Annotated in this window: 29 protein-coding genes; 15 read left to right on the forward strand and 14 right to left on the reverse strand. The window is 68.3% G+C overall.

What is annotated here, in order from left to right:
* Positions 1–223 precede the first annotated feature (223 nt).
* Both ACWCP6_RS18855 and ACWCP6_RS18860 read right to left on the reverse strand, forming a co-directional pair.
* On the reverse strand, positions 224–454 hold the full coding sequence (locus ACWCP6_RS18855; RefSeq protein ID WP_450933583.1) for a hypothetical protein: 231 nt from the start codon (positions 452–454) through the stop codon (positions 224–226).
* Positions 455–492: 38 nt separating this feature from the next.
* Positions 493–654: a hypothetical protein gene (locus tag ACWCP6_RS18860; protein ID WP_450933584.1), complete on the reverse strand. Its 162-nt coding sequence runs from the start codon at positions 652–654 to the stop codon at positions 493–495.
* Positions 655–963: 309 nt separating this feature from the next.
* Between ACWCP6_RS18860 and ACWCP6_RS18865 the strand changes: the two genes are divergently transcribed.
* The gene (locus tag ACWCP6_RS18865; RefSeq protein ID WP_450933585.1) at positions 964–1,503 is read left to right on the forward strand and encodes a TetR/AcrR family transcriptional regulator; all 540 of its coding nucleotides are present in this window, start codon (positions 964–966) and stop codon (positions 1,501–1,503) included.
* Between the two features lie 118 nt (positions 1,504–1,621).
* Positions 1,622–2,116 carry a DUF6463 family protein gene (locus tag ACWCP6_RS18870; protein ID WP_450933586.1) on the forward strand — a complete coding sequence of 165 codons (495 nt, stop codon included), beginning with the start codon at positions 1,622–1,624 and terminating at the stop codon, positions 2,114–2,116.
* A gap of 407 nt (positions 2,117–2,523) precedes the next feature.
* Here ACWCP6_RS18870 and ACWCP6_RS18875 read toward each other — a convergent pair whose 3' ends face one another.
* Complete coding sequence (locus tag ACWCP6_RS18875; RefSeq protein WP_450933587.1) at positions 2,524–3,492, reverse strand: LLM class F420-dependent oxidoreductase; 969 nt, start codon at positions 3,490–3,492, stop codon at positions 2,524–2,526.
* Positions 3,493–3,521: 29 nt separating this feature from the next.
* Positions 3,522–3,839 (reverse strand): PRC-barrel domain-containing protein, encoded by a 318-nt coding sequence (locus ACWCP6_RS18880; protein WP_450933588.1) that lies wholly within the window; start codon positions 3,837–3,839, stop codon positions 3,522–3,524.
* Positions 3,840–4,166: 327 nt separating this feature from the next.
* Between ACWCP6_RS18880 and ACWCP6_RS18885 the strand changes: the two genes are divergently transcribed.
* Entirely contained in the window at positions 4,167–4,829 is a 663-nt protein-coding gene (locus ACWCP6_RS18885; RefSeq protein ID WP_450933589.1) for an HAD family hydrolase, read from the forward strand.
* 22 nt (positions 4,830–4,851) lie between these two features.
* Here ACWCP6_RS18885 and ACWCP6_RS18890 read toward each other — a convergent pair whose 3' ends face one another.
* The 6 genes from ACWCP6_RS18890 to ACWCP6_RS18915 form a co-directional block, all read right to left on the reverse strand.
* On the reverse strand, positions 4,852–5,064 hold the full coding sequence (locus tag ACWCP6_RS18890) for a hypothetical protein (RefSeq protein ID WP_450933590.1): 213 nt from the start codon (positions 5,062–5,064) through the stop codon (positions 4,852–4,854).
* A gap of 111 nt (positions 5,065–5,175) precedes the next feature.
* Positions 5,176–6,492 carry a preATP grasp domain-containing protein gene (locus ACWCP6_RS18895; RefSeq protein ID WP_450933591.1) on the reverse strand — a complete coding sequence of 439 codons (1,317 nt, stop codon included), beginning with the start codon at positions 6,490–6,492 and terminating at the stop codon, positions 5,176–5,178.
* A gap of 9 nt (positions 6,493–6,501) precedes the next feature.
* On the reverse strand, positions 6,502–7,551 hold the full coding sequence (locus ACWCP6_RS18900; RefSeq protein WP_450933592.1) for an iron-containing redox enzyme family protein: 1,050 nt from the start codon (positions 7,549–7,551) through the stop codon (positions 6,502–6,504).
* A complete protein-coding gene (locus ACWCP6_RS18905) occupies positions 7,548–7,787 on the reverse strand; it encodes a CDGSH iron-sulfur domain-containing protein (protein WP_450933593.1) in 240 nt (79 codons plus the stop codon). Before ACWCP6_RS18905 ends, ACWCP6_RS18900 begins: the two co-directional genes overlap by 4 nt.
* Positions 7,771–8,457, reverse strand: a complete 687-nt coding sequence (locus ACWCP6_RS18910; RefSeq protein ID WP_450933594.1) for a HemK2/MTQ2 family protein methyltransferase — start codon at positions 8,455–8,457, stop codon at positions 7,771–7,773. The genes ACWCP6_RS18905 and ACWCP6_RS18910 overlap by 17 nt, the downstream gene beginning before the upstream one ends.
* Positions 8,458–8,701: 244 nt before the next feature.
* Complete coding sequence (locus ACWCP6_RS18915) at positions 8,702–9,265, reverse strand: hypothetical protein (RefSeq protein ID WP_450933595.1); 564 nt, start codon at positions 9,263–9,265, stop codon at positions 8,702–8,704.
* A gap of 525 nt (positions 9,266–9,790) precedes the next feature.
* Between ACWCP6_RS18915 and ACWCP6_RS18920 the strand changes: the two genes are divergently transcribed.
* From ACWCP6_RS18920 to ACWCP6_RS18940, 5 genes are all read left to right on the forward strand, one after another.
* Positions 9,791–10,066 carry an isoamylase early set domain-containing protein gene (locus ACWCP6_RS18920; protein ID WP_450933596.1) on the forward strand — a complete coding sequence of 92 codons (276 nt, stop codon included), beginning with the start codon at positions 9,791–9,793 and terminating at the stop codon, positions 10,064–10,066.
* A 306-nt stretch (positions 10,067–10,372) separates the two neighbouring features.
* Complete coding sequence (locus ACWCP6_RS18925) at positions 10,373–10,924, forward strand: hemerythrin domain-containing protein (protein ID WP_450933597.1); 552 nt, start codon at positions 10,373–10,375, stop codon at positions 10,922–10,924.
* A 290-nt stretch (positions 10,925–11,214) separates the two neighbouring features.
* Positions 11,215–11,370 (forward strand): DUF6131 family protein, encoded by a 156-nt coding sequence (locus tag ACWCP6_RS18930; protein ID WP_450933598.1) that lies wholly within the window; start codon positions 11,215–11,217, stop codon positions 11,368–11,370.
* A gap of 349 nt (positions 11,371–11,719) precedes the next feature.
* Positions 11,720–12,475, forward strand: a complete 756-nt coding sequence (locus ACWCP6_RS18935) for a histone protein (RefSeq protein WP_450933599.1) — start codon at positions 11,720–11,722, stop codon at positions 12,473–12,475.
* Between the two features lie 3 nt (positions 12,476–12,478).
* Entirely contained in the window at positions 12,479–13,456 is a 978-nt protein-coding gene (locus ACWCP6_RS18940; RefSeq protein ID WP_450933600.1) for an SRPBCC family protein, read from the forward strand.
* Between the two features lie 152 nt (positions 13,457–13,608).
* Here ACWCP6_RS18940 and ACWCP6_RS18945 read toward each other — a convergent pair whose 3' ends face one another.
* A complete protein-coding gene (locus ACWCP6_RS18945) occupies positions 13,609–14,454 on the reverse strand; it encodes a hypothetical protein (protein ID WP_450933601.1) in 846 nt (281 codons plus the stop codon).
* A 193-nt stretch (positions 14,455–14,647) separates the two neighbouring features.
* On the opposite strand from ACWCP6_RS18945, the gene ACWCP6_RS18950 reads away from it, so the two are divergent.
* From ACWCP6_RS18950 to ACWCP6_RS18975, 6 genes are all read left to right on the forward strand, one after another.
* Complete coding sequence (locus ACWCP6_RS18950) at positions 14,648–15,133, forward strand: Asp23/Gls24 family envelope stress response protein (RefSeq protein ID WP_450933602.1); 486 nt, start codon at positions 14,648–14,650, stop codon at positions 15,131–15,133.
* A gap of 30 nt (positions 15,134–15,163) precedes the next feature.
* The gene (locus tag ACWCP6_RS18955; protein WP_450933603.1) at positions 15,164–15,355 is read left to right on the forward strand and encodes a hypothetical protein; all 192 of its coding nucleotides are present in this window, start codon (positions 15,164–15,166) and stop codon (positions 15,353–15,355) included.
* A gap of 237 nt (positions 15,356–15,592) precedes the next feature.
* The gene (locus tag ACWCP6_RS18960; protein ID WP_450933604.1) at positions 15,593–15,751 is read left to right on the forward strand and encodes a hypothetical protein; all 159 of its coding nucleotides are present in this window, start codon (positions 15,593–15,595) and stop codon (positions 15,749–15,751) included.
* Between the two features lie 157 nt (positions 15,752–15,908).
* The gene (locus ACWCP6_RS18965; protein ID WP_450933605.1) at positions 15,909–16,430 is read left to right on the forward strand and encodes a DUF6286 domain-containing protein; all 522 of its coding nucleotides are present in this window, start codon (positions 15,909–15,911) and stop codon (positions 16,428–16,430) included.
* 6 nt (positions 16,431–16,436) lie between these two features.
* The gene (amaP, locus tag ACWCP6_RS18970) at positions 16,437–17,033 is read left to right on the forward strand and encodes an alkaline shock response membrane anchor protein AmaP (RefSeq protein ID WP_450933606.1); all 597 of its coding nucleotides are present in this window, start codon (positions 16,437–16,439) and stop codon (positions 17,031–17,033) included.
* Positions 17,034–17,141: 108 nt separating this feature from the next.
* Positions 17,142–17,336 carry a CsbD family protein gene (locus ACWCP6_RS18975; protein WP_450933607.1) on the forward strand — a complete coding sequence of 65 codons (195 nt, stop codon included), beginning with the start codon at positions 17,142–17,144 and terminating at the stop codon, positions 17,334–17,336.
* A gap of 753 nt (positions 17,337–18,089) precedes the next feature.
* Here ACWCP6_RS18975 and ACWCP6_RS18980 read toward each other — a convergent pair.
* The gene (locus ACWCP6_RS18980) at positions 18,090–18,734 is read right to left on the reverse strand and encodes a dihydrofolate reductase family protein (protein WP_450933608.1); all 645 of its coding nucleotides are present in this window, start codon (positions 18,732–18,734) and stop codon (positions 18,090–18,092) included.
* Positions 18,735–19,014: 280 nt separating this feature from the next.
* Positions 19,015–20,016, reverse strand: a complete 1,002-nt coding sequence (locus tag ACWCP6_RS18985) for an acyl-CoA desaturase (protein ID WP_450933609.1) — start codon at positions 20,014–20,016, stop codon at positions 19,015–19,017.
* A 910-nt stretch (positions 20,017–20,926) separates the two neighbouring features.
* Between ACWCP6_RS18985 and ACWCP6_RS18990 the strand changes: the two genes are divergently transcribed.
* A complete protein-coding gene (locus ACWCP6_RS18990) occupies positions 20,927–23,359 on the forward strand; it encodes a DUF5994 family protein (protein ID WP_450933610.1) in 2,433 nt (810 codons plus the stop codon).
* 216 nt (positions 23,360–23,575) lie between these two features.
* Here ACWCP6_RS18990 and ACWCP6_RS18995 read toward each other — a convergent pair whose 3' ends face one another.
* Entirely contained in the window at positions 23,576–24,358 is a 783-nt protein-coding gene (locus ACWCP6_RS18995) for a ribonuclease BN (RefSeq protein WP_450933692.1), read from the reverse strand.
* Positions 24,359–24,467: the final 109 nt, after the last annotated feature.

Here is a 24,467-nt window from a genome sequence, read left to right on the forward strand (position 1 = left end):
GCACATGACTCGCTTGAGTGTTCTCACCCTACTTACGTGGCCTTGAATCACTCCGGAATTCCCCGGTGGGGTCAGCCCGGCGGTGACAGCGTCGACGGCCTCGTGCCTGAACCGCACATGCGCCCCGTCGAGGGCCCGGTGCGGTGTGGGGGCCTCGTTGGGGCGGGCTGTCCTGCCAGTCGGTGCCCAGGCCTGGCGCTACCGAGCATGTTCTGGCGCGTATCTACGTCTGTGCCGTGCGGCCGGCGGGATTACGGCGGCGGAGGTGGACCGGTGAGCGCTCGGCGAGAATCGAGGCCATCTCGCGCAGGGTGCCGGTCTCGGCTGCCTGCTTCGTGAGGTGGAAGTCGAAGTCTGTGCTGCCGTTCCGGCGCCGGATGCGCAGGTCCACCTTGGTCTGCAGCCAGGTCACGAGCACGGCGACTACCACGACTCCCGCTGCGGCCGCTTCCACACTGAGCTGCGTGTCCTCGGGGGGCCTGGCACTACCTTTCACGTCATCACGGCGGTGTCGGGATCCTCGAGCAGATGACGCAGCAACCGCCGTGCGGTGGCGCCCGCTTCGTCCGCGGTGTCGTCGTTCAGGAGGTGGCGCGCCGCGCCGCCCGCCGGGGTCAGTCCCTCGGTGCGCAGCAGGTCGTCGAGGAGCGCCACCGCCTCTTCGGCATCGGTGGGGAACCCGTCGGGTTTTCGGTGGACGCGCGGTCCGCCGTTACCTTCTGGAGGAACCGCCTCCCTGGCGGGACATCGCTGACGGACACGCCAAGGCGGTCGACGCTCACCGCAACAGACACGGCGGGTCCCCGGTGGTTGTCCCCCCGGACCCGTGGCGGCTGGCTCAATTCCACCGGCGTGTGCGGCGCCTGACTGTCCGTCGAATCCGGGGCCCCTGCTCATTCTCCTCCCCGGACACGTTCGCTAACCTCCTCCATACCAAACCTTTTGGTATGGAGGAGGGGTAGAGTGGGCGCGGAGAGGTCGGCATGGCTGGACCACGGTTTGATTCTGCTGGCGGAGCAAGGGGCCCGTGCGGTGACGCTGGATCGGCTGTGTGAGCAGATGGGCATGTCGAAGGGTGCCTTCTACCACCACTTCGGATCGATGCCGAAGTATCGAACCCAATTGCTCGACCACTTCGAGGCCAAGTGCACCACGGCGATCATCAATGGGGTCGAGGCGTCCGACATGCTCCCGGCCCGGGAGAGGCTGGCCAGCCTCCTGACGGAAGTGACCAGGGACGCCGGCCCACCGCTGGAGATCGCGATGCGGGCGTGGGCAAAACAGGATCCCGAAGCGGCGCAGGTGCAGGAGCGTGTTGACGCAACCCGCATCGGATATCTGCGGGATCTGTGCGAACAGGCCGGTCACGACAGACCGGATCAAGTGGCCAAGATGCTCTATCTGATGTTGGTCGGCGCGGAGCACCTCATGCCCCCGCTCCCGAAATCAGAACTGCGCGGCATGTACGAGCTGCTGATGCCGCTTCTGGACAGGTCGCCCTGATGACTCCGCGGACGACGGGGTGCTCGTGGCCAGGCTCCTGCACTGCGCGATCTCGAGTTCCCGGTCCACCGTCAGGCGCACGCTCAACACTCGGCATTCCTGGAAGGAACACAGCGTCATGAACGCGATGGCATACCCTAAATTCCGTAAGCCCAATGCCAGGGGTCTCCGCCTCTGGGTCCCCCGCCTGATGCTCGCCGCCGCCGTGGTGCACATGACCGTGGGTGGAATCGTCTCGTACGCGCACTGGAGCGGCATGGTCTCTGACGGACTGTGGAATGCCGTCCGCAACGATGACTACGCCCGCATGACGACCCTTTGGTTCATGATCAGCGGAGTTGCCTTCTTCGGTCTCGGGCTTCTGGCCAGGAGGTCCGTGATCGCCACGGGTACGGTGCCCAAGGAGACCGGATGGATCCTGCTGGCACTCGGAATCGCCGTGGCAGTGCTGGAGCCGGTCTCGGGAGGCTGGTCGCTGGTCGTTATTGGCGTGCTGGCACTGGTCACGTCGCGGAGCGACGGTGGCGCGACGGGCTTCGGCCGATCATCCGCTCGACGAGCGGGAGAGCCCGGCCTGTCAGACTCAGCACGAAACACCGCACCTTCTGAATAAGTTCCTGTACCGGAATGGTCGCGGCGTGCAAGGTCGGGTTCCTTGCGCGGCTCCGGCTTCAGGGCCGCCCGGACTTGCACCTGCAGGGCGGTGAACTCCGGGCCGTCGCCTCGCCGTACCGGTGGCAGTGGCTCTGACACGGCGGGCAGTATCCCGGCTGATCGACCGTGCAGGAGAGGCACGGCGACCGCCTGCGGTATCTCCGAGGCTGCAGAGGGAGCCACAAGCTCAGGGTGGCACCGGACCCCAGGAGCGACTCGAGCCTCTGGGGGCCAGCGGTGCACCCTCGCAGCTGGCGCCCGCGCGAACAATGATCGAGCTCAACGAGCCTCGAGCCTCCGCCAGCTAGCGGCCGGCAGGGCGAGGCCAGGGGTTACCCAGGAGGGTGACACCTGCGTGGCGATGCCCTACAAGGCGCCCTTGAGAGCCGGCAGAAGCGTTTTCGCGGACCAGTCCAGGAATTCAGGCTGGCTGTCGCCGCCGATCTGCACGAGTGCGATGTCGGTGAAGCCGGCATCGGTGAAGGGACGGACGGCTTCGACGAAGTCGTCCGGATCGTCACCGCAGGGGATGGCCCGGGCGACATCCTCGGGACGCACGAACCGGGGCGCCGAGGCGAAGGAGTCCGGGTGCGGCAATTCCGCGTTCACCTTCCAGCCTCCGCCGAACCAGCGGAACTGGTCGTGGGCGCGCCGCACTGCTGCGTCCCGGTTGGTGTCGTAGCACACCGGAAGCTGTCCGACGCGGGGCTTGCCCTTACCCCCGCGCCGCTCGAAGGCGGACAGAAGTTCCGGTTCGGGTTCCACGGCGATCAGGAAGTCGGCCAGACGGCCGGCCATGTCGCAGGACTGCTCGCCCGAAACCGCGATTCCTATGGATGGAAGTTCGTCGGGTAGATCCCACAGGCGTGCGGAATCGACGTCGAAGTGGGTGCCGTGGTGTGTGACGTGGTCCCGTTCGAACAACGCTCGGATGATGGTGACCGCTTCCTCCAACATCTCGTGCCGGATGCTGATGGGCGGCCAAGCGCCGCCGATGACATGCTCGTTGAGGTTCTCCCCGGACCCGAGCCCGAGACGGAACCTCCCCTCCGACAGCAGTTGAAGGGTCGACGCCTTCTGCGCCACGACGGCGGGGTGATAGCGGAACGTCGGGCACGTCACATACGTCATGAGGGGGATGCGGGATGTCGCCTGAGCGGCTGCCCCCAGGACGCTCCATGCGTAGGGGGAGTGGCCTTGCGAGCGCAGCCAGGGGAAGTAGTGGTCCGACGTCACCGAGAAATCGAAGCCCACGTCTTCGGCCCGGACGACGTGTTCCACCAGCTCGCGCGGGCCCGCCTGCTCGGTCATCATCGTGTAGCCGATCTGCACCATGGCCAGCGGCTCCTCTCGGCTTTCCTCGCCTACTCGATGCCGTAGTACGCGTACAGGCGGTGCACGTCTGCGGACGACATGTGGCCACCCGCGTCCAGATCGACCTTCGGGGCGTCCTTGACCAGGGACTTGCTGTACGGGACTTCGAGGTGATCCCCGTTGATCGTGGCATCGCGCAGGGGAACGAAGGTCTTCCGCACGCTGAGCAGGCCCGTCTTCACACTGACCCACTCCGGGCGCCCGCTGGCGTCGTCAAGGAAGATGCACTTGGCGTTGCCGATCTTGTGGCTCTCGGTGTCGCAGACAGCGTGGCCGAGGACTTCTGGGACCTGTTCCTGAGTGATCACGTGAGGCTCCTAGCGGAATCGTCGTGGCGTTTGCTGTGCGGGTGACCAGCGTCGTGCACCCGAAACACCTGGTGATCGACGCGGTCGCCCCAGCTCAGCTGCTCGGGACACCCCGGTGGCGTATCGGTACCGCGGGAAGCCGGAGTCTTCACCCCGGCCTGCCGCCCATGACCAAGCCGTCGGTGCCCGGCCGTGCCGCTCGCGAACGCCGTAGTGCAGATGCGATCAGATCGGTCCAGCTGTGCGATGGAAGGTGCAGCAGACCGACGACCGGGTAGAGGAACGCCGTGTGAGGCGGGTTCTGCCCGGCATCAGAGAGGAAGACGCATGCCCGGAGCGGCCGTGTTCGATGTCGACGGCACTCTCGTCGACACGAACCACTTGCACGTAACGGCCTGGTGGGAGGCGTTCCGGCAGGTGGGCCACAACGTCTCCATGCATTCCATTCACAGGGCCATCGGTCTGGGATCCGACGATCTGATCGCACACCTGCTCGGGGAAGATCGGGATCCGCGTCAGGACGACACCCTCGCGACCGCACACAAGGTGCTCTACGCCACCTACTTCGACCGTTTGCCTTCATTCGAAGATGCAGGGCTCCTCCTTCGGGCATTGGCCGAGGGAGACTGGAAGGTTGTTCTCGCCACGTCGGCCGATGGAGCGGAACTCGCGGCGCTGCGTCGCGCCATCGACGCAGACGATGTGATCAGCGGCACCGCGAGTGCAGACGACGTCGATGCCGGGAAGCCCGCGCCTGAGCCCGTCGAACGGGCTCTGGAAATCGCCGGCGTCCCCGCGGAGCGGGCCGTATTCGTCGGCGACACGGTGTGGGACATGCGTGCGGGAACACGAGCCGGGGTCACCTGTGTGGGGCTCCTGTGCGGGGGAATCCCGCAGGCTGATCTGGAAGGGGCGGGTGCGGCGGCGGTCTTCCGTGATCCCTCCCATCTGCTGCACTCACTGTCGGGGAGCCCGTTCGGGAGCGTCTGACTCACCACCTGTGCCTGAACGGTCACGCGGCCTCGTAGCGGTGCGCACGACCTCCGCGCCACGTCACCCATGCGGCGTCGTCGAGCAGTGCCCGCGCATCCGGCAGACCGGCGCGGCGCAGGAAGTCGAGGACGTCGTCATCGGAGTGCGCAAGACCGAGGATCTCCCCGCGGACCGTCACCCGGCGACCGCCCGATGGCGACGGCTGGTGGACCACTATCGGCACGTATGGCATGTCTCCCGAGTGCCCCTTGCCCGACGGGCCATTCAGGGGAGCGGGCACCGAGTGGCCACGGATGTTGGGTCGCCGTGGAGACGGACTGCGGTACCTCCTCCGCGGCCCGTTTCAGCCCAATGCATCCACCAAGTCGGCCTCCAGGGCGAAGAGGCGTTCGTGCTCCGGAGCGATCACGGCGTAGCACAGGGGCGCTCCACCGCTGGGCATATCGGAGTACAGCACGATGCCCTCGCCTCGTTTCGGGTCGTAGGCCAGATGTGTCGACCTCAGCAGTCGGAGGGCCCTGTCGAAGTCGCTGTACTTCACGGAGTGCCGATGGGCGATGAGCCAGGCCCCGACGAAGCGGTCCGAGGCCTGGCCCCCGAGGCGCGTGACCATGGCATGGGGAGTGGTGGTTGCCGTACGCCGAACATTGCATTCGGTTGCGTACAGCCTTCCGTCGTGTGCCAGGACGGCGTCCACAGCAAAGGAACCGAGGTACCCGGCCGCCCGGAGCCGGCGTCCCAGGGCGAGTCCCCAGTCCTCCAATTCCGCCAGCACGGCGTCGCCGACACCGGGCGGCGGTGACACATAGCCGGTGAAGGCTCCATCCCGAACGCGCATTGTGCCGGCGTACAACGTCCGGGTGCCTTGGGGCTCCACTGCGAACTGCGCGCTTATGGACGCGCCGGGCCCCACATACTCCTCGACGACCCACAGGCCGCCCCCATGAGGAGGGGGAAGCATCGGCGGATCCTCGCGGCAGACAAAGCGCAGGCCCTCGCCGCCGGCCGAGCGATCCGGCTTGACGACGACGCGGAGATGGGAATCGAGCAGGTCGCAGACAGTTCGCTGCAAGGCCGCGTCGGTGCAGACCCTTGCCCGGGGCAGACGCATTCCGATCTGCTTGGCAACGGCGCGGAAGCCCGTCTTGGTGTTGAGAGCTGCGACGGTCCCGACGGCACCTGATGCCGTCAGGTCCGTGTTCGCCGCGTAGGGCACGACGCGGATACCCAGGTCGGCGGCGAGGCGTGCGGTGGGGGAGTCCAAAGCGAGAGGGAGCAGCCCGATTCCCGGACGGCGCACCACGAGATCACGCAGCCGGCCCAGCATCCCCGTCCGGCGCACCGCGTCCGCCGTGGATGTTCCGGGAACGAAAGGGACGGTGAGCACGTGGACGGATCCGCGGGGCACCACCAGGAGCGAACAGACGTACCGAATGAAGGAATCCGTCAAGGGAACCGGTGTGACCAGGATGTCACCCGGCCGGGCGAGCCAGAGTTCCCGAGGTGCTCGCGCTGACCATCCGCGCACCACTTCCTCTTGCCGGAGACCCACGGCAACATCAGAGGCGAAGTTCACGAAGATGACCAGGGACGGGCTGCCCCGGTGTTCCAGGATCACCGGTGCAGCCACGCCTGCGGCGGGCTGTTCTCGAGTGGGCATGGTCGACTCTCACACCGGCGATCGTGAGTACTGGGGCGTCCCCGGAGGGGTTCTCAGGGCGCTTTCGCCATGGCGCCATGCTGCGAGCAGGGCCGTGGCCAGTCGCCGGTCCAGTTCCCCGGTCGCGTCAATGCCGAAGACGAGGTCGGGCTCGAGGCCTGGTTCGTCGGCCAGCAGTCCGCCGATGACTTCACGGCGGACGACCTGCTCGTGCACAGCGTCGGCCTCCACGTGTTCGGTGTAGAAGCGCTCGGCAGCGGAGCCCGCGCCGGTCCGACGCATCGCCTGGGCCAGGCGTCTCGAACCAGGAGACGAGGTCACCTCGACTGAGGCGAAATGCCCGACCAGCGCACCACGCCAGACCCGGTGCAGTCCGAAGAGCGACATCAGGTTGACCGTTGCCAAGGCCTCGGCGGGTGCGGCGTCCAGGTAGTGGCCGTAGGCGTTGTTCAGCCCCAGATCGGCCATGAGATGCGCGAAGAGCACCGCGTGAATGTCTTCGGCGCGGCCGGCCCCGAACTCGTCGTACTCCACGGCCACCATGCCGGCCTTCGCCTTGCCTCGCAGCCTTGGGATGACCCATGCATGAGGGTCGGCTTCCTTCAGGTGGTAGAGGGACCGGACGGCCGCGTACTCGCGCAACTGCCAGAGCTCTCCTTGGTGTTGGAGGTAGTGGCTGACGCTGGTTCCGTCGTCCCGGGCGGGCTCCACCAGGAGTGTCTCAAGCGCCTCGTACACGGATCCGCTCTCCGCGCCGACGTCACGGCGTAGCGCACCCAGGAAGTGGTCCTCCAGGGAGGCGCGCAGTTCCAGCAGGCGGGGATCCCATTCGCAACGTGGGTCGACACCGCGGAATCCCCAGTAGTGCAGCTCGTACAGACTGTAGAGAGCGAGCTGTAGGTCATCGCCGTACGGGTCCGTCCGGGCGACGTCCTCGTATGCCGGCAGCCGTGCCGTGCTGCCTCCCGTCAGTGCCGCAACGACTGCGGACGACAAGGCACCCCGGGGGTACGGGGGCGCCGGCCCCGCGTTCGCGGGCGAGGGAACGGGTGCGGTCATGACGCTCCGCCCTCCTCCTTCATGCGTGTCCCGGGAGGTCCGGCTGTCCTGCGACGGTGGCTGGTGTCGCACCACGGGTAGATGGCGCTGCGCCGACATGTACATATGGCCACGACGAATCGAGTGGACACGGTCACTGTGCCATCAGGGAGCGTCACCTCCACCGGGCCCGGCACGAGCAGCGGGCCGTCGCCGGTCAGCGCAACGCGACACGGTCGATCAGGCTTGCTGGGCACGAATGATCACCAGCTCTTCAAGCTCTTCATGGGGCGGGACCAGCTGATGGTCGCGAAGCCACGCAAGCCGTGATCGCAGGACCGGCCCGAAGGGTATGTGCATCCGGTCGGCCACGGTGGCTCGCAGCCCTGAGCTGGACAGCCTCATCAGGGTCGTGTCGGTGCCGCTCAGCGCGGACTGCACCATGAGCAGGACGCCGCCGGGACGCAACGCTCGCGGTACTTCCTCACAGATGCGGTCCAGGATTGCGCGCCCGTCGTGACCGGCGTTCCACGCCTCACCAACCTTGACGCGACGGCCATGACCTGGAGCGTGAGGACTGGGGACATACGGCGGGTTGCTCACCACCAGGTCGAATGTCTGTCCCCGCACCGGTGACAGCAGGTCTCCACGGCGCACGTGCAGGCTCTGTCCAGCTCGCAGCGCGTTCAGGCGCGCGGTGACCACGGCGCGCCGGGCGATGTCCGTGGCGGTGACACGAGCACCCTGCTGGGCCGCGTAGACGGCCAGTGTTCCGTTGCCGGTTCCCAGGTCGAGGACGTCCATCCCCGGACCGGGTCTCTCCCGGCGAAGGGCACGTGCCAGGAAGAAGGTGTCGGCTTGCGGCGTGTACACGCCTGGCGGAGTCGCGAGCGACGGCAGCCACGGCGGCGCGACGGTTACCACCATCGAGGACCTCCCGTCCCCGGGCCCGGGGGCAGCACCACGTGCGTTCGCCCACAAGGCTCAGATCTCCACCCTGCGACGTCGCCCTGCGCAGGCGCAATCCGTGCACCTGGAGCGCCTTGCCCGACACGGTCTGTGATCGGTGAGGGGGTTCTCGGTGGCCTCTTCGCGGTCTTGCGGGGAGTGGGGCGTGCCTCGCCTGATCACCCAGGACTGATCATGGAGGTTGCGGGCGGAGGGGTGGATCTCAGCCGTACGGTGTCGGGCTGTTTTGCAGGCGATCTACGAGTTGGTCGCGGTGCAGCTCCGCTACGGGCGCGACAAGGTCCGGATGGCGCAGCAGCACGGCGGCATGTCGATCCCGCACGCCGGGAGAGAGCAGGCGCCTGAAGGCTCCGAGGGTGGGGACCGTGTGTTCACTCGTGGTGAGCTCGGCCACCGCGCTCTCGGCCAGCTCGGGGGTGCAGAGCAGGGCAGCGGCCCAGCTGGCCACCACCTCGTCCACCCACGTCCGCCAGTCGTGATCGCCCTCGGTGTCCATGGCCGTCTCTGTGGGCGACGTCGGTGGCCCACTGCACCCGCCGACGTCGGCGCCCGTGATCCAGTCGAGGGTGCCGGAGCCGCCTGGCCCTGCCATGGTGACGAGCGCCGCATCCACGGGCGTCGGATAGCGAAGCTGTGCGGCTACGGTGACGGCCTGCCGTGCCTGGGTGTCGGCCAATGCGCGGTCCAGTGCACCGCCCCCGGAGGGATAGGCGCGCATCAGCCACTCGGTGGTGGCCGCAATGAGCGGTGAAAGATCCGTGAGCACTTCTGAGCCGTCCACAGTCCAGGGCGAAATCACGCGTGTGCGCAACGCTGGCAAAGCTACCTATCGATACGCACGGCGAATATGGTGCAAATCACCCTGGACGGGCGAAGTTGCCCACGTTGCCGGGCCCGGCCTTGGGGACACTCCGTCTGTCGGCGGCTCGGAAGGAGGGCGCGCTGTGCCCCTGTGCGACACGGCATGGCGACTCCGCGGGCAGCGGCAGCCGGGCCTGTTCGAAAGTCCCCGCTCCCAGTGTGCGGGGCTCGTGATCCTTGCCTGCGCCCTCCACGGAACGAGGCGCGGTGGGGTGTGGATGCGGCCCACGTGCGCGGGCCGTGACGACGCCAGGGGCCAGGGAGCACGGGTGAACCGTTCAGGCGAGGACGCTGACGCGCCGGCCGGAAAGGGGCGGAGCAGGTACGGCCGTACGGCCTGGTCGGCTCAGTCCAAGTCGCGGGGGAGCGGTCGCGTGGGTCACGATCGCCTCATTGACCCGCGGCCTCGTTGTCAAGGAGCTGATCTCCGATGCTGGAGCGCGCCCGTAGGAAGAAGTCCTTCGACGTGACATTCGTGCTGCCCGCCGACCAGCCGAGCGGCACGGTGAGTGTGGTCGGCGATTTCAATGACTGGGAGCCCGGCGTCCACACGCTCGCCCGACGCTCCGACGGCATGCGCGCGGTGACGGTTTCGCTGCCCGTCAACCGCCACATGGGCTTCCGCTACCTTGGCGAGGGCGGCAACTGGTTCGACGAAGAGGGCGCGGACGGCCACGACGGTCGCAACAGTTTGCTGTGCACCTGAGCCACATCCATCGCACGTACGTACGATGAGGTGTGGGGGCACCGGCCGCTGCGTTGCCCGGTGACGCCCCGGGCGAAAGAGTTTCGTGCACAGGAACAGATCGAACTGTTGCCTCGGAGCACCCCGGCCTGTGATCGCGGTGCCGGTGGCTCGTCCACACGCCGGTGCCCGGTGCCGACGGTCATTTTGCCTCAGCGCCGTGGGCATGGCCTCCTGCCGCGGACCGTCCCGTTCCCCCGGCCGGAGGTGCACTGCGTGGTGGCTCATCGGCCATTGCGCGCATCACCCTGACAGGAGGAGCACGCTATGGGACATGGCGGGAACGTCATCGCCGAGCTGACCACCGACCATCGGGAGGTGGAAGCCCTGTTTGCGAAGATCGAAGCGCTGCCCGTCGGTGACGAGCGGCGTCGTGAACTGGCGGACGAGCTGACGATGGAACTCGTGCGGCATTCCGTTGCCGAAGAGCAGTACCTCTACCCGGCAGTGCGCGAGCACCTGGAGGGTGGCGACGAACTCGCCGACAAGGAAGTCGCCGACCACGAGAAAGTGGAGGAGCTGCTGAAACAGCTCGAAGGCCGCGAGGCCGACAACCCCGAATTCGATCACTTCGTAGCCAAAATCAAGTTCGAAGTGGCCGACCACGTCCGCGACGAAGAGGGCCGACTGTTCCCCATGATGGAGCAGGCATGCACACCGCAGATGCTCGAAGACCTGGGGGAGAAGGTGCGCCAGGCCAAGCAGACTGCTCCCACCCGCCCCCATCCTGCCGCGCCCGACAGCAAAATCCTCACCCGAGGCATCGGCCTCGTCGATCGCGCCCGTGACATGATCTCCGGCCGCGGTCACCACGACTGACCCCAGCTGCCGGACCTGTTGTCTCACAACAGCGGCTGAGAGAAGGCCAGCAGCGCCTCGGGCGTTACGGGCCGTGCAGAGTATGTGTCGCTGCCTGAGACCGAGGACCTCGTAGACACTGCTGAGTTGGGCGACTCCCGCTGGCCGGAACGGCGTCGTTGATGAGACGTGGGCAGGCGCTGCCACTGTCGTGACATGCGGCCCCTCACGGTGCCATGACCGTCCCGCTTTCACATCGGGTTTCAGAGGTCCACAGTTGAGATAGTGCTCTGCAGAACCAGGAGGACGTCATGATTGTTCTTGGAGTGATCTTGCTGGTCGTCGGGTTCTTGACCGGCCTTTCGATCCTGTGGACCATCGGAATCATCCTGCTGGTCATCGGCGCCATCCTGTGGATTCTGGGCGCAACCGGTCACGCTGTCGCGGGACGACGTCACTACTGGTAACCGCGGTCAGCCCCATTGGCCCGCGCGCTGTGTGGGGCGGTATGCGTGTGCTTTTGCCTGCGCCCGATGCCGACGGGGGCCACAAGGTGCCGGGCCATGGCCCGCCGTTTCGGCGCTTCAGGCAGGCTGTCCGCCTCAGCGTCGCATCGGCGGGCCTGGTCCGTCCCGTGACGTTCCGCTCTCCGCGTGCGGCTGCTGGAATCGCAGCCCAGACTGGAAGGGCGGAATGATCAGCGCGGCAACGCCCGCTGCTTCATTCGGATCCTCCGCCCGCGCAGTGCGGAGCCCTTGGACGGCCGGCACTCGCCAGGCGGAACATCTGTTCGGCAGCCCTGTGAAGGGAAAGCTGATGAACGATGTACCCAAGCTTGCTCTTGGCGCCGCGGTTGTCGTGGGGTATGTCCTCGGCCGGACGAAGAAGGCGCGGGTCGCCTTCGCTGCGGCGACCTACGTGGCCGGGCGGCGGTTCGGTCTGGAGCCACAGCAACTGCTGGCGGAGGGGGTCAAGAGGCTGCGTGAACTTCCTCAGTTCGCCGAGCTCAACGAGCAGTTGCGCGGTGAGGTCCTGGATGTCGGACGCAAGGCTATGAGTGCGGTGGCCGACCGCAAACTCGCCGAGTTGGCTGACTCGCTCCACGAGCGCACCGCACGCATAGGCGGAGAGGAAGAGGGCGAGCCCGAGGAGGAGTACGAAGAGGGCGAGGAAGAGGAAGAGCCTGAGGAGGAGGAGGGCGAGCCTGAGGACGAGTACGAAGAGGGCGAGGAAGAAGAGCCCGAGGAGGAAGAAGAGCCGGAGGAGGAAGAGCGGGAAGAGCCCGCGCCCCGGCACCGCCGTGCTGCTAGAAGGCCGCGCAGGCACCGTCCTGCTGAAGCCGCTCCCCGGAAGGCCCCGGCGAAGAAGGCTGCCGCGAGTGAGTCCGATGCGAGGAAGTCGGCCCCCGCGAAGCGGTCCTCGGCCCCGGCGAAGAAGACTTCCGCGAGTAGGTCCGAAGCGAGAAAGTCGGCCCCCGCGAAGCGGTCTTCGGCCCCGGCGAAGAAGACTTCCGCACGAAAGACCGTTGCCAAGAAGACGGCGCCGAGGAAGGCAACCAGACGGCGGAGGTAGACCATGACCCGCACGGAACGTGACACCGGAAGCGACCAGGGCTCGGGGCTGGACCAACTGCGCGGAGCCTTCACGAGCTTCCTGGGAGCCCAGGTGGAGAACCTGGCCGAAAAGGCGGGGGACAAGCTGGGTGAGGTCACCGAGGGGCTCAAGGGTGTCGTGGAGAACGGCGGCGTGCTCCCCAAAGCAGGTCTGAGGATGCTTCAAGGCGACTCCCCGTTCAAGGCTCTGATCGGTGAGAAGGCGAAAAGCGTCAAGGACAACGTGTTCGGCAAGGTCAAGGAGGCGTTCGGCGGGGGAAAGAAAGGCCGCGGCTCCGGCACCTCCAAGGTCATGAACATCATCGAAGTAGCCGACGTTGGCGTGCCTCTTCGTTTCGCCTACGACCACTGGACTCAGTACGAGAAGTTCAGCAGCTTCACCAAGGGCGTCCGCAGCGTGTCAAGAGGTAAGGACACCGACAGCGACTGGAAGGTCAAGGTTGGTCCGTCGACCCGCGGTTGGAAAGCCACGGTCCAGGAACAGGTGCCGGACGAACGCATCGCGTGGACCTCCGAGGGCGCCAAGGGCACCACGCGCGGCTGCGTCAGCTTCCACGAGCTGACCCCGACGCTGACGCGCATCGTACTCGTGGTCGAGTACTACCCCTCGGGCTTCTTCGAAAAGACCGGCAACATCTGGCGCGCTCAAGGGCGGCGCCTCCGGCTGGACTTCAAGCACTTCCAGCGCTATGTCACCCTGACCGACGAGGAACCGGAAGGCTGGCGCGGCGAAGTCCGCGACGGTGAAGTGGTCCGCACCCACGAGGAAGTCGTGGAGGAGGAAGAGGCCGACGAATCCTCCGAAGACGACGAGTACGCCGATGAGGAAGACGCAGAGGACGAATACCCCGAAGACGAAGAGGAAGAGGAAGGCGAAGAGGAGGACGAAGAGGAAGACGAAGACTGGGAAGACGAGGAAGATCAAGGGAAGCGCCGTTGACGGCTAATTGGTGTGAAGTGGTCGTGCGCGCACGAAATGCAGCTGCCCCCTTGCGCCGACCTCGGGCGGCTCCCCCATCCCGATGCAGGTCAGAGAAAAGGGTGACGGTCCGCGGTGCGTCCGACGCCGCCGTCTCTGTGGGGGACGGGTGCTCAGCCGTTGGCCGGATCCACTGCCGTGACGAGGACGGCGACTGTCACTGGGCCAGGGGCGTCGGCCATCGCCTCCGCGGCCACGGCGGCTCGGACGGCGAGGGCGACATCGAGTGCTCGATGAGCCTCGGCCGTCGCCAACTCGATCTGGACGTGTCTGCCTGGCGGGTCGTCGCTGTCCTTGATGCGGACGGGATGAGCCGGCCTTCCGCGCGTGTGGGGCAGCGGCAGTCCTGAAGCGGGGGCCAGGCGGGTCACACCGGGTACGGCCGCCGCCGTATTGGCCAGCAGCGCGGTTGGCTTGCGCACGGGCGCTTGGCCCGGAGTGGGGTGCAGGGGTCCGAGAGCTGTGTCCTCGGACTCGGCGGTTCCGGCACCTGTGATGGGCGTCGGGCGCTCCGCTGCAGCGTCGGCTGTCGTCGCCGGATCCTCCACGGCCATCGGCGTCGGATCCTCCATCAGGTCTGTCACGTGCAGGTCGATCCCGGCGGTCACCAGCCCGAGGCGCTCGTGGGCTGCTGTGAGGAGCGCTTGGCGCAATTGGTCGGCGGAGTCTGTCAGAGGCTGTCGGGCCGGTGCCGAGAACTCCGTTTCGATGCGCAGTGGTCCCGGCGGCAGCGCGGTCCGGGGCGCCGGCACAGAGGGCTCAGGCGCTGCTTCCGGGTCGTCCAGACGGACGCGCAGCCCGCCCAGCCGGATCCCGAGTACTCCGGAGGCCGCGCGGCGCAGGACCCCGCCCACTGCGACCTCGGTGATCCAGGCTCCGTCCTCGGGCCCGCCGAGCGGGAGGAGACGGCCCAGGCCGATCTGCTGTCGCATTGTCGGCGCCCACGCGTCGGACGTCATCGGCGATCACTCCCCATTCCGTATCGCTCTGTGCCCGGACCGCCGCCAACCGGGTCGCGATCCGGATCCCTCACGCCGTTCGTCGAGCAGGGGCAGGATGCCGCTGCCCCCTGGAGTTCGAGCATTACCGACTAACCGAGCATAACGTGGGAACTCGTACAAAAGGTGCTTCGTCTGAGAAGGGGCGACTGCTATGACCGAGACGGGACAGCAGAACCAGCCCGGGCCGTTCGGCACGGATTTCGCGGGGACAACCACGAGGAAGAACGCCGCGGCGGGGCGCGGCGACGCTGGCACGCGGGGCAGGACCACCATCGCCGACGGCGTTGTCGAGAAGATTGCCGGAATAGCGGCCCGCGATGTGGCGGGTGTGCACGCGATGGGCAGCGGCATCTCCCGGGCCTTTGGTGCCGCGCGGGAACGCATGCCCGGCACCACCAAGTCCGTCTCTCGCGGCGTCAAGGCCGAAGTCGGCGAGACGCAGACGGCGATCGATCTGGAGATCGTCATCGACTACGGCGTGTCCGTCGCGGACGTGGCGGGCGGCGTGCGGGAGAGCGTGATCTCCGCCGTCGAGTGGATGACGGGCCTGGAAGTCGTGGAAGTCAACATCGCGGTCAGCGACGTGAAGCTTCCCGACGAAGAGGAAGAAGAGGAAGAGCAACCAAGGCTGCGGTAGTCGGCCTGGTGCAGCATGAAGGAGGGCGCGATGAGCATGGCCGTGGTGGGCCTGGTCGCCGGAATGGGACTCGGCTTCGCCGGGTACTTCGGCGGCTTCGGGGCTTTTCTCCTGGTGGCGGCGCTGGGCGCCGTCGGATTCGTCGCCGGACGGTTCCTGGACGGGGACCTGGAGCCCGGACACTTCTTCCGGACCCGTGATCGCGTCGACCGGCGACGGTGAACGGTGACGCCGTCACAGACCGCCTCCCCGGCGGTGCCCAGAGGCGCTCGCGGTGCGACCCGAGTCGCCGACCGCGTCGTTGCGAAGATCGCCTCCCAGGCGGCGCGTGAGGCGTTGAACCGATCAGGCGAGTCCACCCCTTCCGTCCCTCCCGGCCGTTCGAAGCCGCATGCGACCGTCACGGTGCAACATGCATCCGAGCGGGGAGACGCGTTTGGCCGGGCACGGGTGCACATCGTGCTGGAACTGGGTTACCCGTCCGACATCGGCGCCCAGTGCGGCGCGGTCCGTCGCGAAGTCAGGGAGAAAGTGAGCCGCCTGGCAGGCATGACGGTGCAGGAAGTCGCCGTGACGGTCGATCAGCTGCATTCGGCACCCGCGCGGCGCGTGGCGTGAGGAGGACGAGGTGAGCGAACAGGAGCCGGAGTCTGCGAGTCGGGGCGTGACGACCAATGACACCCAGCGGCCTCGTTCCACCGAGCCGGGCGGGTCCGGACCGGGCGCACCCGCGTCCGGTGGGCGACGAGTGCGCCGGTTCTGGTCCACGCGTCGCGTGCCCGCCGCGATCGTGGCCCTGATCGCCGCCGCGGCCACCGGTCTCTTCCTGTACGACGTGGCCGCCGTCCGGGCCGGTCGGTCCGCGATGAGCTGGCGGCGCAGTCTCGCCGAGGAACTGGCGACCCGCCCCCTCGACGACGGCTGGATGATCGGCGGCGCCGTGCTCGCGATGGCCATCGGCCTGTGGCTGCTGCTCCTCGCCCTGACCCCTGGGCTACGTCGGCTGCTGCCGATGCAGCCCCCCGCTGATGCGCACGCCGCCGACCTTCGCGCCGGGCTCGACCGTTCCGCTGTGGCACTCGTGCTGCGCGACCGGGCCATGGAGGTGGCGGGCGTGCAGTCGGCCCGGATCGACGTGGGCCGCCGAAGGATCAGAGCAAGGGTGCGGTCCCATTTCCGCGATCTCGAAGAGGTCCGCTCAGACCTGGAATCGACCTTGACGAACGGCGCACGGCAACTCGGGCTCGCCCGTCCGCCGGCCCTGTCCCTCTACGTCCGACGCGCGAAGAAGGGGTGAGCGGACATGGTCAGGACGGTCAACCGGGTGCTGCTGGGGCTGATCGGGGCCGGTCTGTTCGCGCTCGGCGCTGCGGTGCTGCTCGGCGGGCTCGACCTCCAGCGACGGTGGGATTTCGTGGTGCCCACCTGGTGGCCCTTCCGGGGGCCGCATGATGTGGTGCTGGGAGACGCGGGGCGCACTCGCTTCCGCGACCACCTGTGGTGGTGGCCCGTCGTCATCGGCGTACTGAGCGTGCTGCTGATCCTCCTGCTCTGGTGGCTGCTCACCCAACTGCGCAGGCACCGCCTGGCTGCGGCCCTCGTCGACAGCGGCGACGGGCACGGAGCGCGGCTGCTGGGAGGTGCACTGGAGTCCGTCCTGGCCGACGAGGCGGAAGGCATGGGCGGTGTCGCGCATGCACACGTACGGCTGACGGGCACGCCCACGGCGCCGGTCGCGCGAGTGGATCTCCAGCTCGAAGCGCATGCCGAACCGACTCAAGCCCTGGCGCAACTGAACCAGGAGGCGCTGCGCCACGCCCGAGAGTCCGCCGGACTGAGCAGCCTTCCGGCCACGGTCCGACTCCGCGCGGTCCGCCACCGGGCCCGCCGCGTGACATGACGAATTCCTTCTCACCCTCGACGTCCGTCGGCGTCACCCGCTCCGTAGCCGCGAGAGATAATAGAGAGCATCCGGTCTCTGTGATTCTGCGGATGAGGCGAATCTGGGATGAGTACGAACAAGAGGATCAAGGCCAAGGCAGAGCAGGCCAAGGGGAAGGTCAAGGAGAGCACTGGGCGCGCAATCGGAAGTGAGGAGATGACGGCGAAGGGGCACGCCGAGAAATCCAAGGGGGACCTACGCGAAGCCAAGGAGAAAGTGAAGGGTGGCGCACGCAAGGTGAAGGACGCCTTCAAACCGTAATTGACGATTATCCGCCGCAGCCACAGGATCGCTCTACGTGCATTCCTGCATGCACAGGTTCTCCGTTTGCGGCCGGGCTGATCATCGGCGGCGGATGCGGGACCCCCAGTGAGGGATCCGGGGAGCCTGCAACGCAATGCGCGGCCGGGCAGAGCCGTCTGCGAGCCGGCCTGCTCGAGCGTTCCCTCGGATGAGCCGGGAGTCGGCTCTTCGACAGCGGGTACTCGGGGCCCGCATGACCCCCTCAATCCATGGATCTGACAGTTGCGGCCCCGGCGGCCGCAACGGCTGCGGCCTTCATCGGCGGCATCGCCGGGGCTGTGCGGGAAGAGCAACGTCCTGTGGAACGGCGGGAGGTGCCGCGTGATGAGGGACGGATGGGACCACATCAACTCGGGGTCCAGGTAACCCAGACCGATGACCCCCAACAGCCGCCCTCCCGAAGGCCCCTGACGACCTTCGGGCGACGGCAGTGACCTTGTGTGAAAGACGGACGCTCTGTTCATGTCCGGCGACTTCGTTTGGCGGGTACATCGTGCTCGATTGATCCGCCGATGGGTTGGAGATTTCGACTGCCGGGTGTTCCCGCTCACGGGTCGGCCATTGCCTCGCTGACGGCGGATCCGGGAGGGCCGTCGGCGACCGTGACGTCGTTGCACGACAGCCGGTTGACCACCCGCAGCGCGACTCGACGGCTTCCATCAGGGCAGCCCCGGGAGGCAGAACAGGTAGCCGGGGCTGCCTGAGGCCCGGTCACTTGCGCCAGAACAAGTGGTGCGTCACACCGCTCGGGCTGGGTACGACCTCCAGGTGGAACCGGTCGCGCAGCTCATCGGGCGACTCCCAGAGTCGTACTCCGGACCCGAGTTTCACCGGAGAGACCGCCACATGCATGGTGTCGACGAGGTCGGCGTGGAGGAACTGCCGGATGGTGGTCACCCCACCGCCGAGTCTGACGTCCTTCCCCTGCGCTGCCTCGCGCGCCTGCTCGAGGACTGTCGCCGGGTCGCCGTCGACGAAGTGGAACGTGGTGTCGGCGAGCGTGAACGAAGGACGCTTGTGGTGGGTCATGACGAACACCGGGGTGCGGAACGGGGGCTCGTTCCCCCACCAGCCGTGCCACTCATGGTCGTTCCAGGGCCCGCGAAAGGGCCCGAACTTGTTGCGGCCCATGATCTCGGCACCGATGTTGCGCGAGTAATCCCGCGTGAAATAGTCGTCAAGGCCCTGACTCCCCCCGGGATCGGTGCGCATGGGCCAGCTCGCCGTGGCGCCGGCCCAGGCGAACAGCCTCTCGGGATTGGCATGGCCGAACGGACTCTCCATGCTCTGGTCCTCACCGGCACCGATGCCGTCACTCGAGACATTGAAGTTCTGGACCCTCAGTAGCCGAGCCACGTTTTCCTCCTGTGTTGTCGGTGACGGTGGTGAGACTCTCCGGGCTACGAAAACTCATCGCTGTGTCCATGACCGGTCAGAAAGCAGGCCGTCGACCGGCGTCGCCGGGGGCGGTGGTCAGGGCCAGGCAGCGGCAGGCCAGCGCATTCCTCGCGGTCCCCGACAGCCCGCCCGTCCTGCATCACCCAGTCAAGTTCTGTAGCGGCGTCCTACTGCTGGACAAAGGCCAGACGGAGGTCATGCAGTCGGCAACCCAGGCCATGATGCGTTTCGGGTACGGTCAGACGCGGCGGGCAGCGATGCGGGCCGGAGCAGGCCAGCGCACGTCGTACACCCAGCCGAGGCGTTCGAGGCAGCGGATGACCGCGGCGGAGAGGTCGATCTGGCCTCGGTCGACACCATGTCGGGCACAGGTGGGGTCGGCGTGGTGGAGGTTGTGCCAGCTCTCGCCGAACGAGAGCAGGGCCAGCGGCCACAGGTTGGTGGCCCGGTCGTGGCGGCGCGTACGGAACGGGCGGTCGCCGATCACGTGGCACAGGGAGTTCACACTCCAGGTGACGTGGTGGAGCAGCGCGATACGGACAAGTCCCGCCCACAGCAGGGCGGTGATGCCGTACACCCAGGTCCCGCCGATGGCCCAGCCCACCGCGAACGGCAGGGCGAGGGTGAGGACGGACAGGCCGGGGAAGGCGCGGGCGATGGTGCGGATGTCGCGGTCGGCCAGCAGGTCGGGCGCATACCGGTCGGCGGGCGTGCGGTCGCTGCGGAACAGCCAGCCGACATGCGCGTGCAGCAGTCCGCGCAACTGGCCGCGCAGGTGGGTGCCGTAGCGGTACGGGGAGTGCGGGTCCCCGGGCCGGTCGGTGAAGGCGTGGTGACGGCGGTGGGTGGCAACCCAGCTGATGACGTCACCCTGGAAGCTCATGGACCCGGCCACCGCGAGTGCAATGCGCACCGGACGTGTGGCCTGGTAGCTGCCGTGGGTGAGACCCCGGTGGAAGCCGACCGTCACGCCGAGGCCCGTGACGGTGTACAGGATGGCCGCGAGGACGATGTCGGCCGGGTGGATGAAACTGCCCCACAGCAACCAGCCGGCCAGGCCGATCGCCACGAACGGCAGCACGACTATCACCGCCGTCACCGTGACGTACAGCCGTTCGCCGCCATTGCGTACAGGAGCCGGACCGTCCGGCGGGAAGGGGGACGTCCCGTCGTAATCCTGGGGCGAGGAGGCAGTGTTCGACGGGCGCCCCGTCGGGGTGGTGGAGGAAGAGAGCGACATGCAGGGATCCCTTGGTCAGGTCTCGGTGGGGGACCGCGCCGGTGAGGGCGCGGCCAGGTCACGCGCCGCCCCGGCGTGGGCAACGGGTGTGCTGCGGGGCTGCCGGCCGTGAGCTGCTCCCGGTCAAAAACGAGCAGTCCGAGGTCCTCAGCTGCCGACGCGAGCCGCCGCCTGGGGGTGCCCGGCCGGCAGCTGCCGGTTCGTTCACAGGCGAAGAACCAGTGGAGCGCGTCGGCGACTTGCCGGGCGACTACCGGGTCCGACGACATCTTGGGCACAGCCGAGGAATGCTCGGAGCGAGCCGCTTCGGCGGCCATGGGGCGGAACCTGCCTCGAGCGCGCAGCGCCCGGTGAGGTGGAACCACGAGGATGAGACCGGCCTGATCACCGGCGTACGAAGAACCCTCGCTACCCCACCGTACTCCGGCGGGTCCCGAGACGACGCGGCATCCTTGCGCGGCTTGTCAGGGCGGCCCTGCATCCGGGGCAGAAAAGCCGGTGAGTCCCGATGGCCTCACATTGCTGCGACCTTGACGCATGGAAGGCGCGTGGAAGATGGATCACGACGGGACCGTGGGAGCTCCTGCCGATCGTGTGACTCGGCACCGATCCGTGGGAGCAGGGGCCGGCCGCGCGCGTACTGCGTGCCGCGGACGATGAACGGGAGTACGTCCCCTGCACCGGGCCGGTGATCTCGCACTCGGTCGCCGACCGGGCAGGTGGGCGGAGAGTGACCTGAGGGAGAGGGCGACGCCGAATCGGGTGAATCAGGTTGCTCTCGCCGACAGCCGCTCCATCATCGCCACCGGCGCCCGGCGGCCTGCCGGAACCCGACAGGCCGGTGAGCCCCATGGCCGTCTCCGATTCCCTCTCCCCGGCAGGACTCCTGGCGGACGGAGTGTACGAATCCGTGCGCCCTGGAACCGCGCTCCTGCGGCTGACGACCACCCACGACCGCCGGGGCATCCTCGACGGTGCATGGTGGCCGCGTTCCGGGGACGCCGACTCCGAGCTGCGCGACCTGATCACGGCGCTGATCGAACGGCTCGGGCCCATCACCCGGATCGGCCTGGACTGCGGCGCCTGGGATGCCCTGCCAACACGGATGACCATCGGCGACCAAGTGGTGCACATCGATGCTTTCGCCGTGGCTGACGACACCGCGCTCGTGACCCGCGGCGACCAGGACCACTTCACCCTGCTCGTGGTCCCACCGGACACGCCGCTGCCCGGGGCGAGGGTCGCGATGGCCGACGCGGTCCGCACCGGCAACCCCGCAGGCCGACCAGATTCTGGTCGACACCGGTACGGATCGGGCTCGCCCCACCGGCCCGGCCGTGTAACGTCGGGCAATGCGTCTCTACGACACGCGCACCTGCGCGTTGAGCACCGGCAGCGGAGCCTGCACCAACCTACGGCCGGCGATCGAACGCATGAGCACATCTCACCCTTCGCCGTCCCCCGGAGACGGAGGGAGCGGGCCGTCATGTCGGCCGTGCGGCCGGGTTCTCACACGAGACCATCGGGGCAGCGGTATCCGTGGCAGGGGGAGACCGCGGTTGCGGTGGGAGCGTTCCGTTCGGGGAAGGGCGGCGTGGTGGCGGGTGTGACGCCCGGCGGGGATGACGCGCGACCGTGGACGGCGGGACCGGGGCTGTGGCAGCAGGTCGTCGAGCAACTGGGCACCGCCGTGATCGTGGTGGCACCGGCGGGGCAGATCGTCGCGGTCAATCCGGCCGCCGAGCGGCTGCTGGGGCGCGCAGCGGCGGCTATGCACGGGCAGGACGTCCACGACCTGCTCCACCGTGACCCGGGGGGCGCCAGGATCCCACGGGAGCTTTGCCCGCTGCTCCGGGCACTGGCCGGAGGGCGTTCGGCGCGTGGGGAGGACGACAGGTGTCTGCGGGGTGACGGTCGTCTGGTCTCCGTCTCCTGGTCGGCTTCGCCACTGGCGGACGACGGCGCCTTGCAGGGCATGGTCGTGCTGCTCACCGAGACCGCCGCGAACCGCGATGCGCCTTGGGAACGTGCGGAGCGTGCGGAACGTGCGGAACGAGCGGCCCGTACGCGTGCTCTGGAGAGTCTCACCGAGCGGCTGACACTCGTCGCGGAGATCACCGACGTGCTCGGTCAGACCCTGGAGGTCGACGAGGCCCTCGCCCGTTTGAGCCGTCTTCTGGTTCCCCGCCTGGCCGACTGGGCGGCGGTGGACCTGCGGGTCGGTTCCCGGCAGGTCCACCGGGTGGCTGTCACCGGCCCCGGGGGCCGTGACGCCGGACAGGAGGACTGGCGCGGTCACCTCCCGCCCGCCGGGGAGGCGACCCACTCGCCACTGGTCCGGGTTCTGAACGGGGGCGATCCCGTCCTGGAGGAGCCCGCGGACACAGCCGCACCGCCCGACTCCCCCCTGGCCGCCGTCCACAGTGGCTTCCTCAGGGCAACCGGCGCGACATCCGCCATCACGGTGCCCCTGGGCGCCGCGCGTGAGGTCACCGGTGCCCTGACGCTGGCACGCACCGATCCGGCGCACCCCTTCGACACCGGCGACCTGGAGGTGGTGGGTGACATCGGCCACCGGGTCGGCCTGGTCATCGAAAACGCCCGAAGGTTCGGTCGCCAGCGTGCCGTCGCCGAAGCCATGCAGCGCAACCTCCTGCCCCCACTGCCCCAGCCCGGACGGCTGCGGCTGGCCGCCCGCTACCAGCCGGCCCCGGCCGGTTCCCAGGTCGGTGGCGACTGGTACGACGCGTTCGCTCTGAAGGACGGCACGCTCGCGCTGGTCATCGGGGACGTCATGGGCCACGATCTGACCGCCGCCGCCGGCATGGCGCAACTGCACGGCATCCTGCGTTCCCTCGCCTGGGACCACACGGGACCTCCCGGTGCCGTCGTGGAGCGTCTCGACGACGCCATGCCCGCCATCACCACCGTGCCGATGGCCACCCTCGTCCTGGCACGGGTGGAAGGCCCGGACACGGGCCCCTGGACGCTGCGGTGGACCAGCGCCGGGCACCCGCCGCCCCTGCTTCTGACCCCCGACGGGGACGCGCAGTACCTGGAAGCCGGGCAGGGGATCCTCCTCGGTGCCCACCCGAGCGCCGGGCACCACCGGCCGAGCGCCAGCCAGGCGCTCCCGCCGGGGTCCACGCTCCTGCTCTACACCGACGGCCTGATCGAGATCCCCGGCAGTGACCTCGACACCGGCCTCCGCCGGCTGCGCCGCCACGCCCTCGCGCTCGCCCACGAACCACTGGAAACGCTGTGCGACCAGCTGTCGGCCCGGATGTCCCGAGGCAGCACCGACGACATCGCCCTCCTCGCCCTGCGCCTGCCCGTACCGTAACCGGGCGACGGCAGCTGCACTCAGGCCACCGGGGCCGGCGCCGACACGCTGAGGGGGCCGGGCGGCGGGAACGGTTCCAGCCCGCGGGCCTTGCCGTTGCCGTGCGGTAGACCTCGGTACGACTCGCCCGGCCACTGGCCAGGTGCGGTCTGGTCGGGACAGTGCCGGACTCGGATCGGCGTCCGCGAGCGGCTCTGCACGGTCGACCGGGACAACTCAGCGGCCCCGGTTCGTCAGGTTCGCGCGACGCAGCAGTTCGTCGTGGAGCAGTCGGCCGGTGAGCGCGCCGCCGAAAACGACGACGCCGATGCCTATGAGCCAGGACTGGATGACAAGGACGGTTCCGAAGGGCCCGTATGTGACGGCGTTCGACGCGATGAGCGGTGAGAACACGAACCGGGAGAAGAACCGGAGCCCCAGCAGTCCGAGCATGGTGGCCCCCGCCCCGGGGAGCAGGGCGATCCAGTGGACGCGGCCGCCGAGGAGCAACCGCTGGGACCACCAGAAGAACAGCGTGCCGATCACGACCGTCCCGAAGCCGCGGGACGGCGATTCGCGCCAGGGCGGCGCGAATGCCGACAGATAGAGGACGCCGATCAGCACGCCGAGCCAGAGCACTTGCCGCCACCGTGCCCACCAGCGCGCCGCGGGCAGGTCCCAGATCCTTTCGTAGCCACTCTGCAGCATGGTTGCGAAAGACACGCCGAACACGGCGAGGAGGGCCAAGCCGAACGCCGTCGTGGTCCGCCACGCCTGGCCGGGCAGGGCGAAGAGCCGTTCGATCTTCACTCTGGCGGTCGCCGACACGCCGAGCCCGTCCCCGAGCCACTGCGCGAATCCCTGCCCGCTCGCGGCGTCCGCTGCGGACACGACGATCAGCAGCGGTACCAGTGTCAGGAACCCGAGCGCGGCGAACCCCAACGAGCGTTGCCACAGATCCACTTCCCGAACGCGCCCCCAGCAGCGTCCGGTCTGCGCACGGCGGATCGCGCTGCGCATCCGGCCGACGGGCGACAGTCGTCCGGTCCCCTCAGGTTCGGGCATCGGGGTGGGGCACACTCGGTCGCCCCGGTACCGACCGCAGCGCTCTCGTTGACGGATGTGGCGA

It is taken from the genome of Streptomyces sp. NPDC002004, assembly GCF_053593975.1.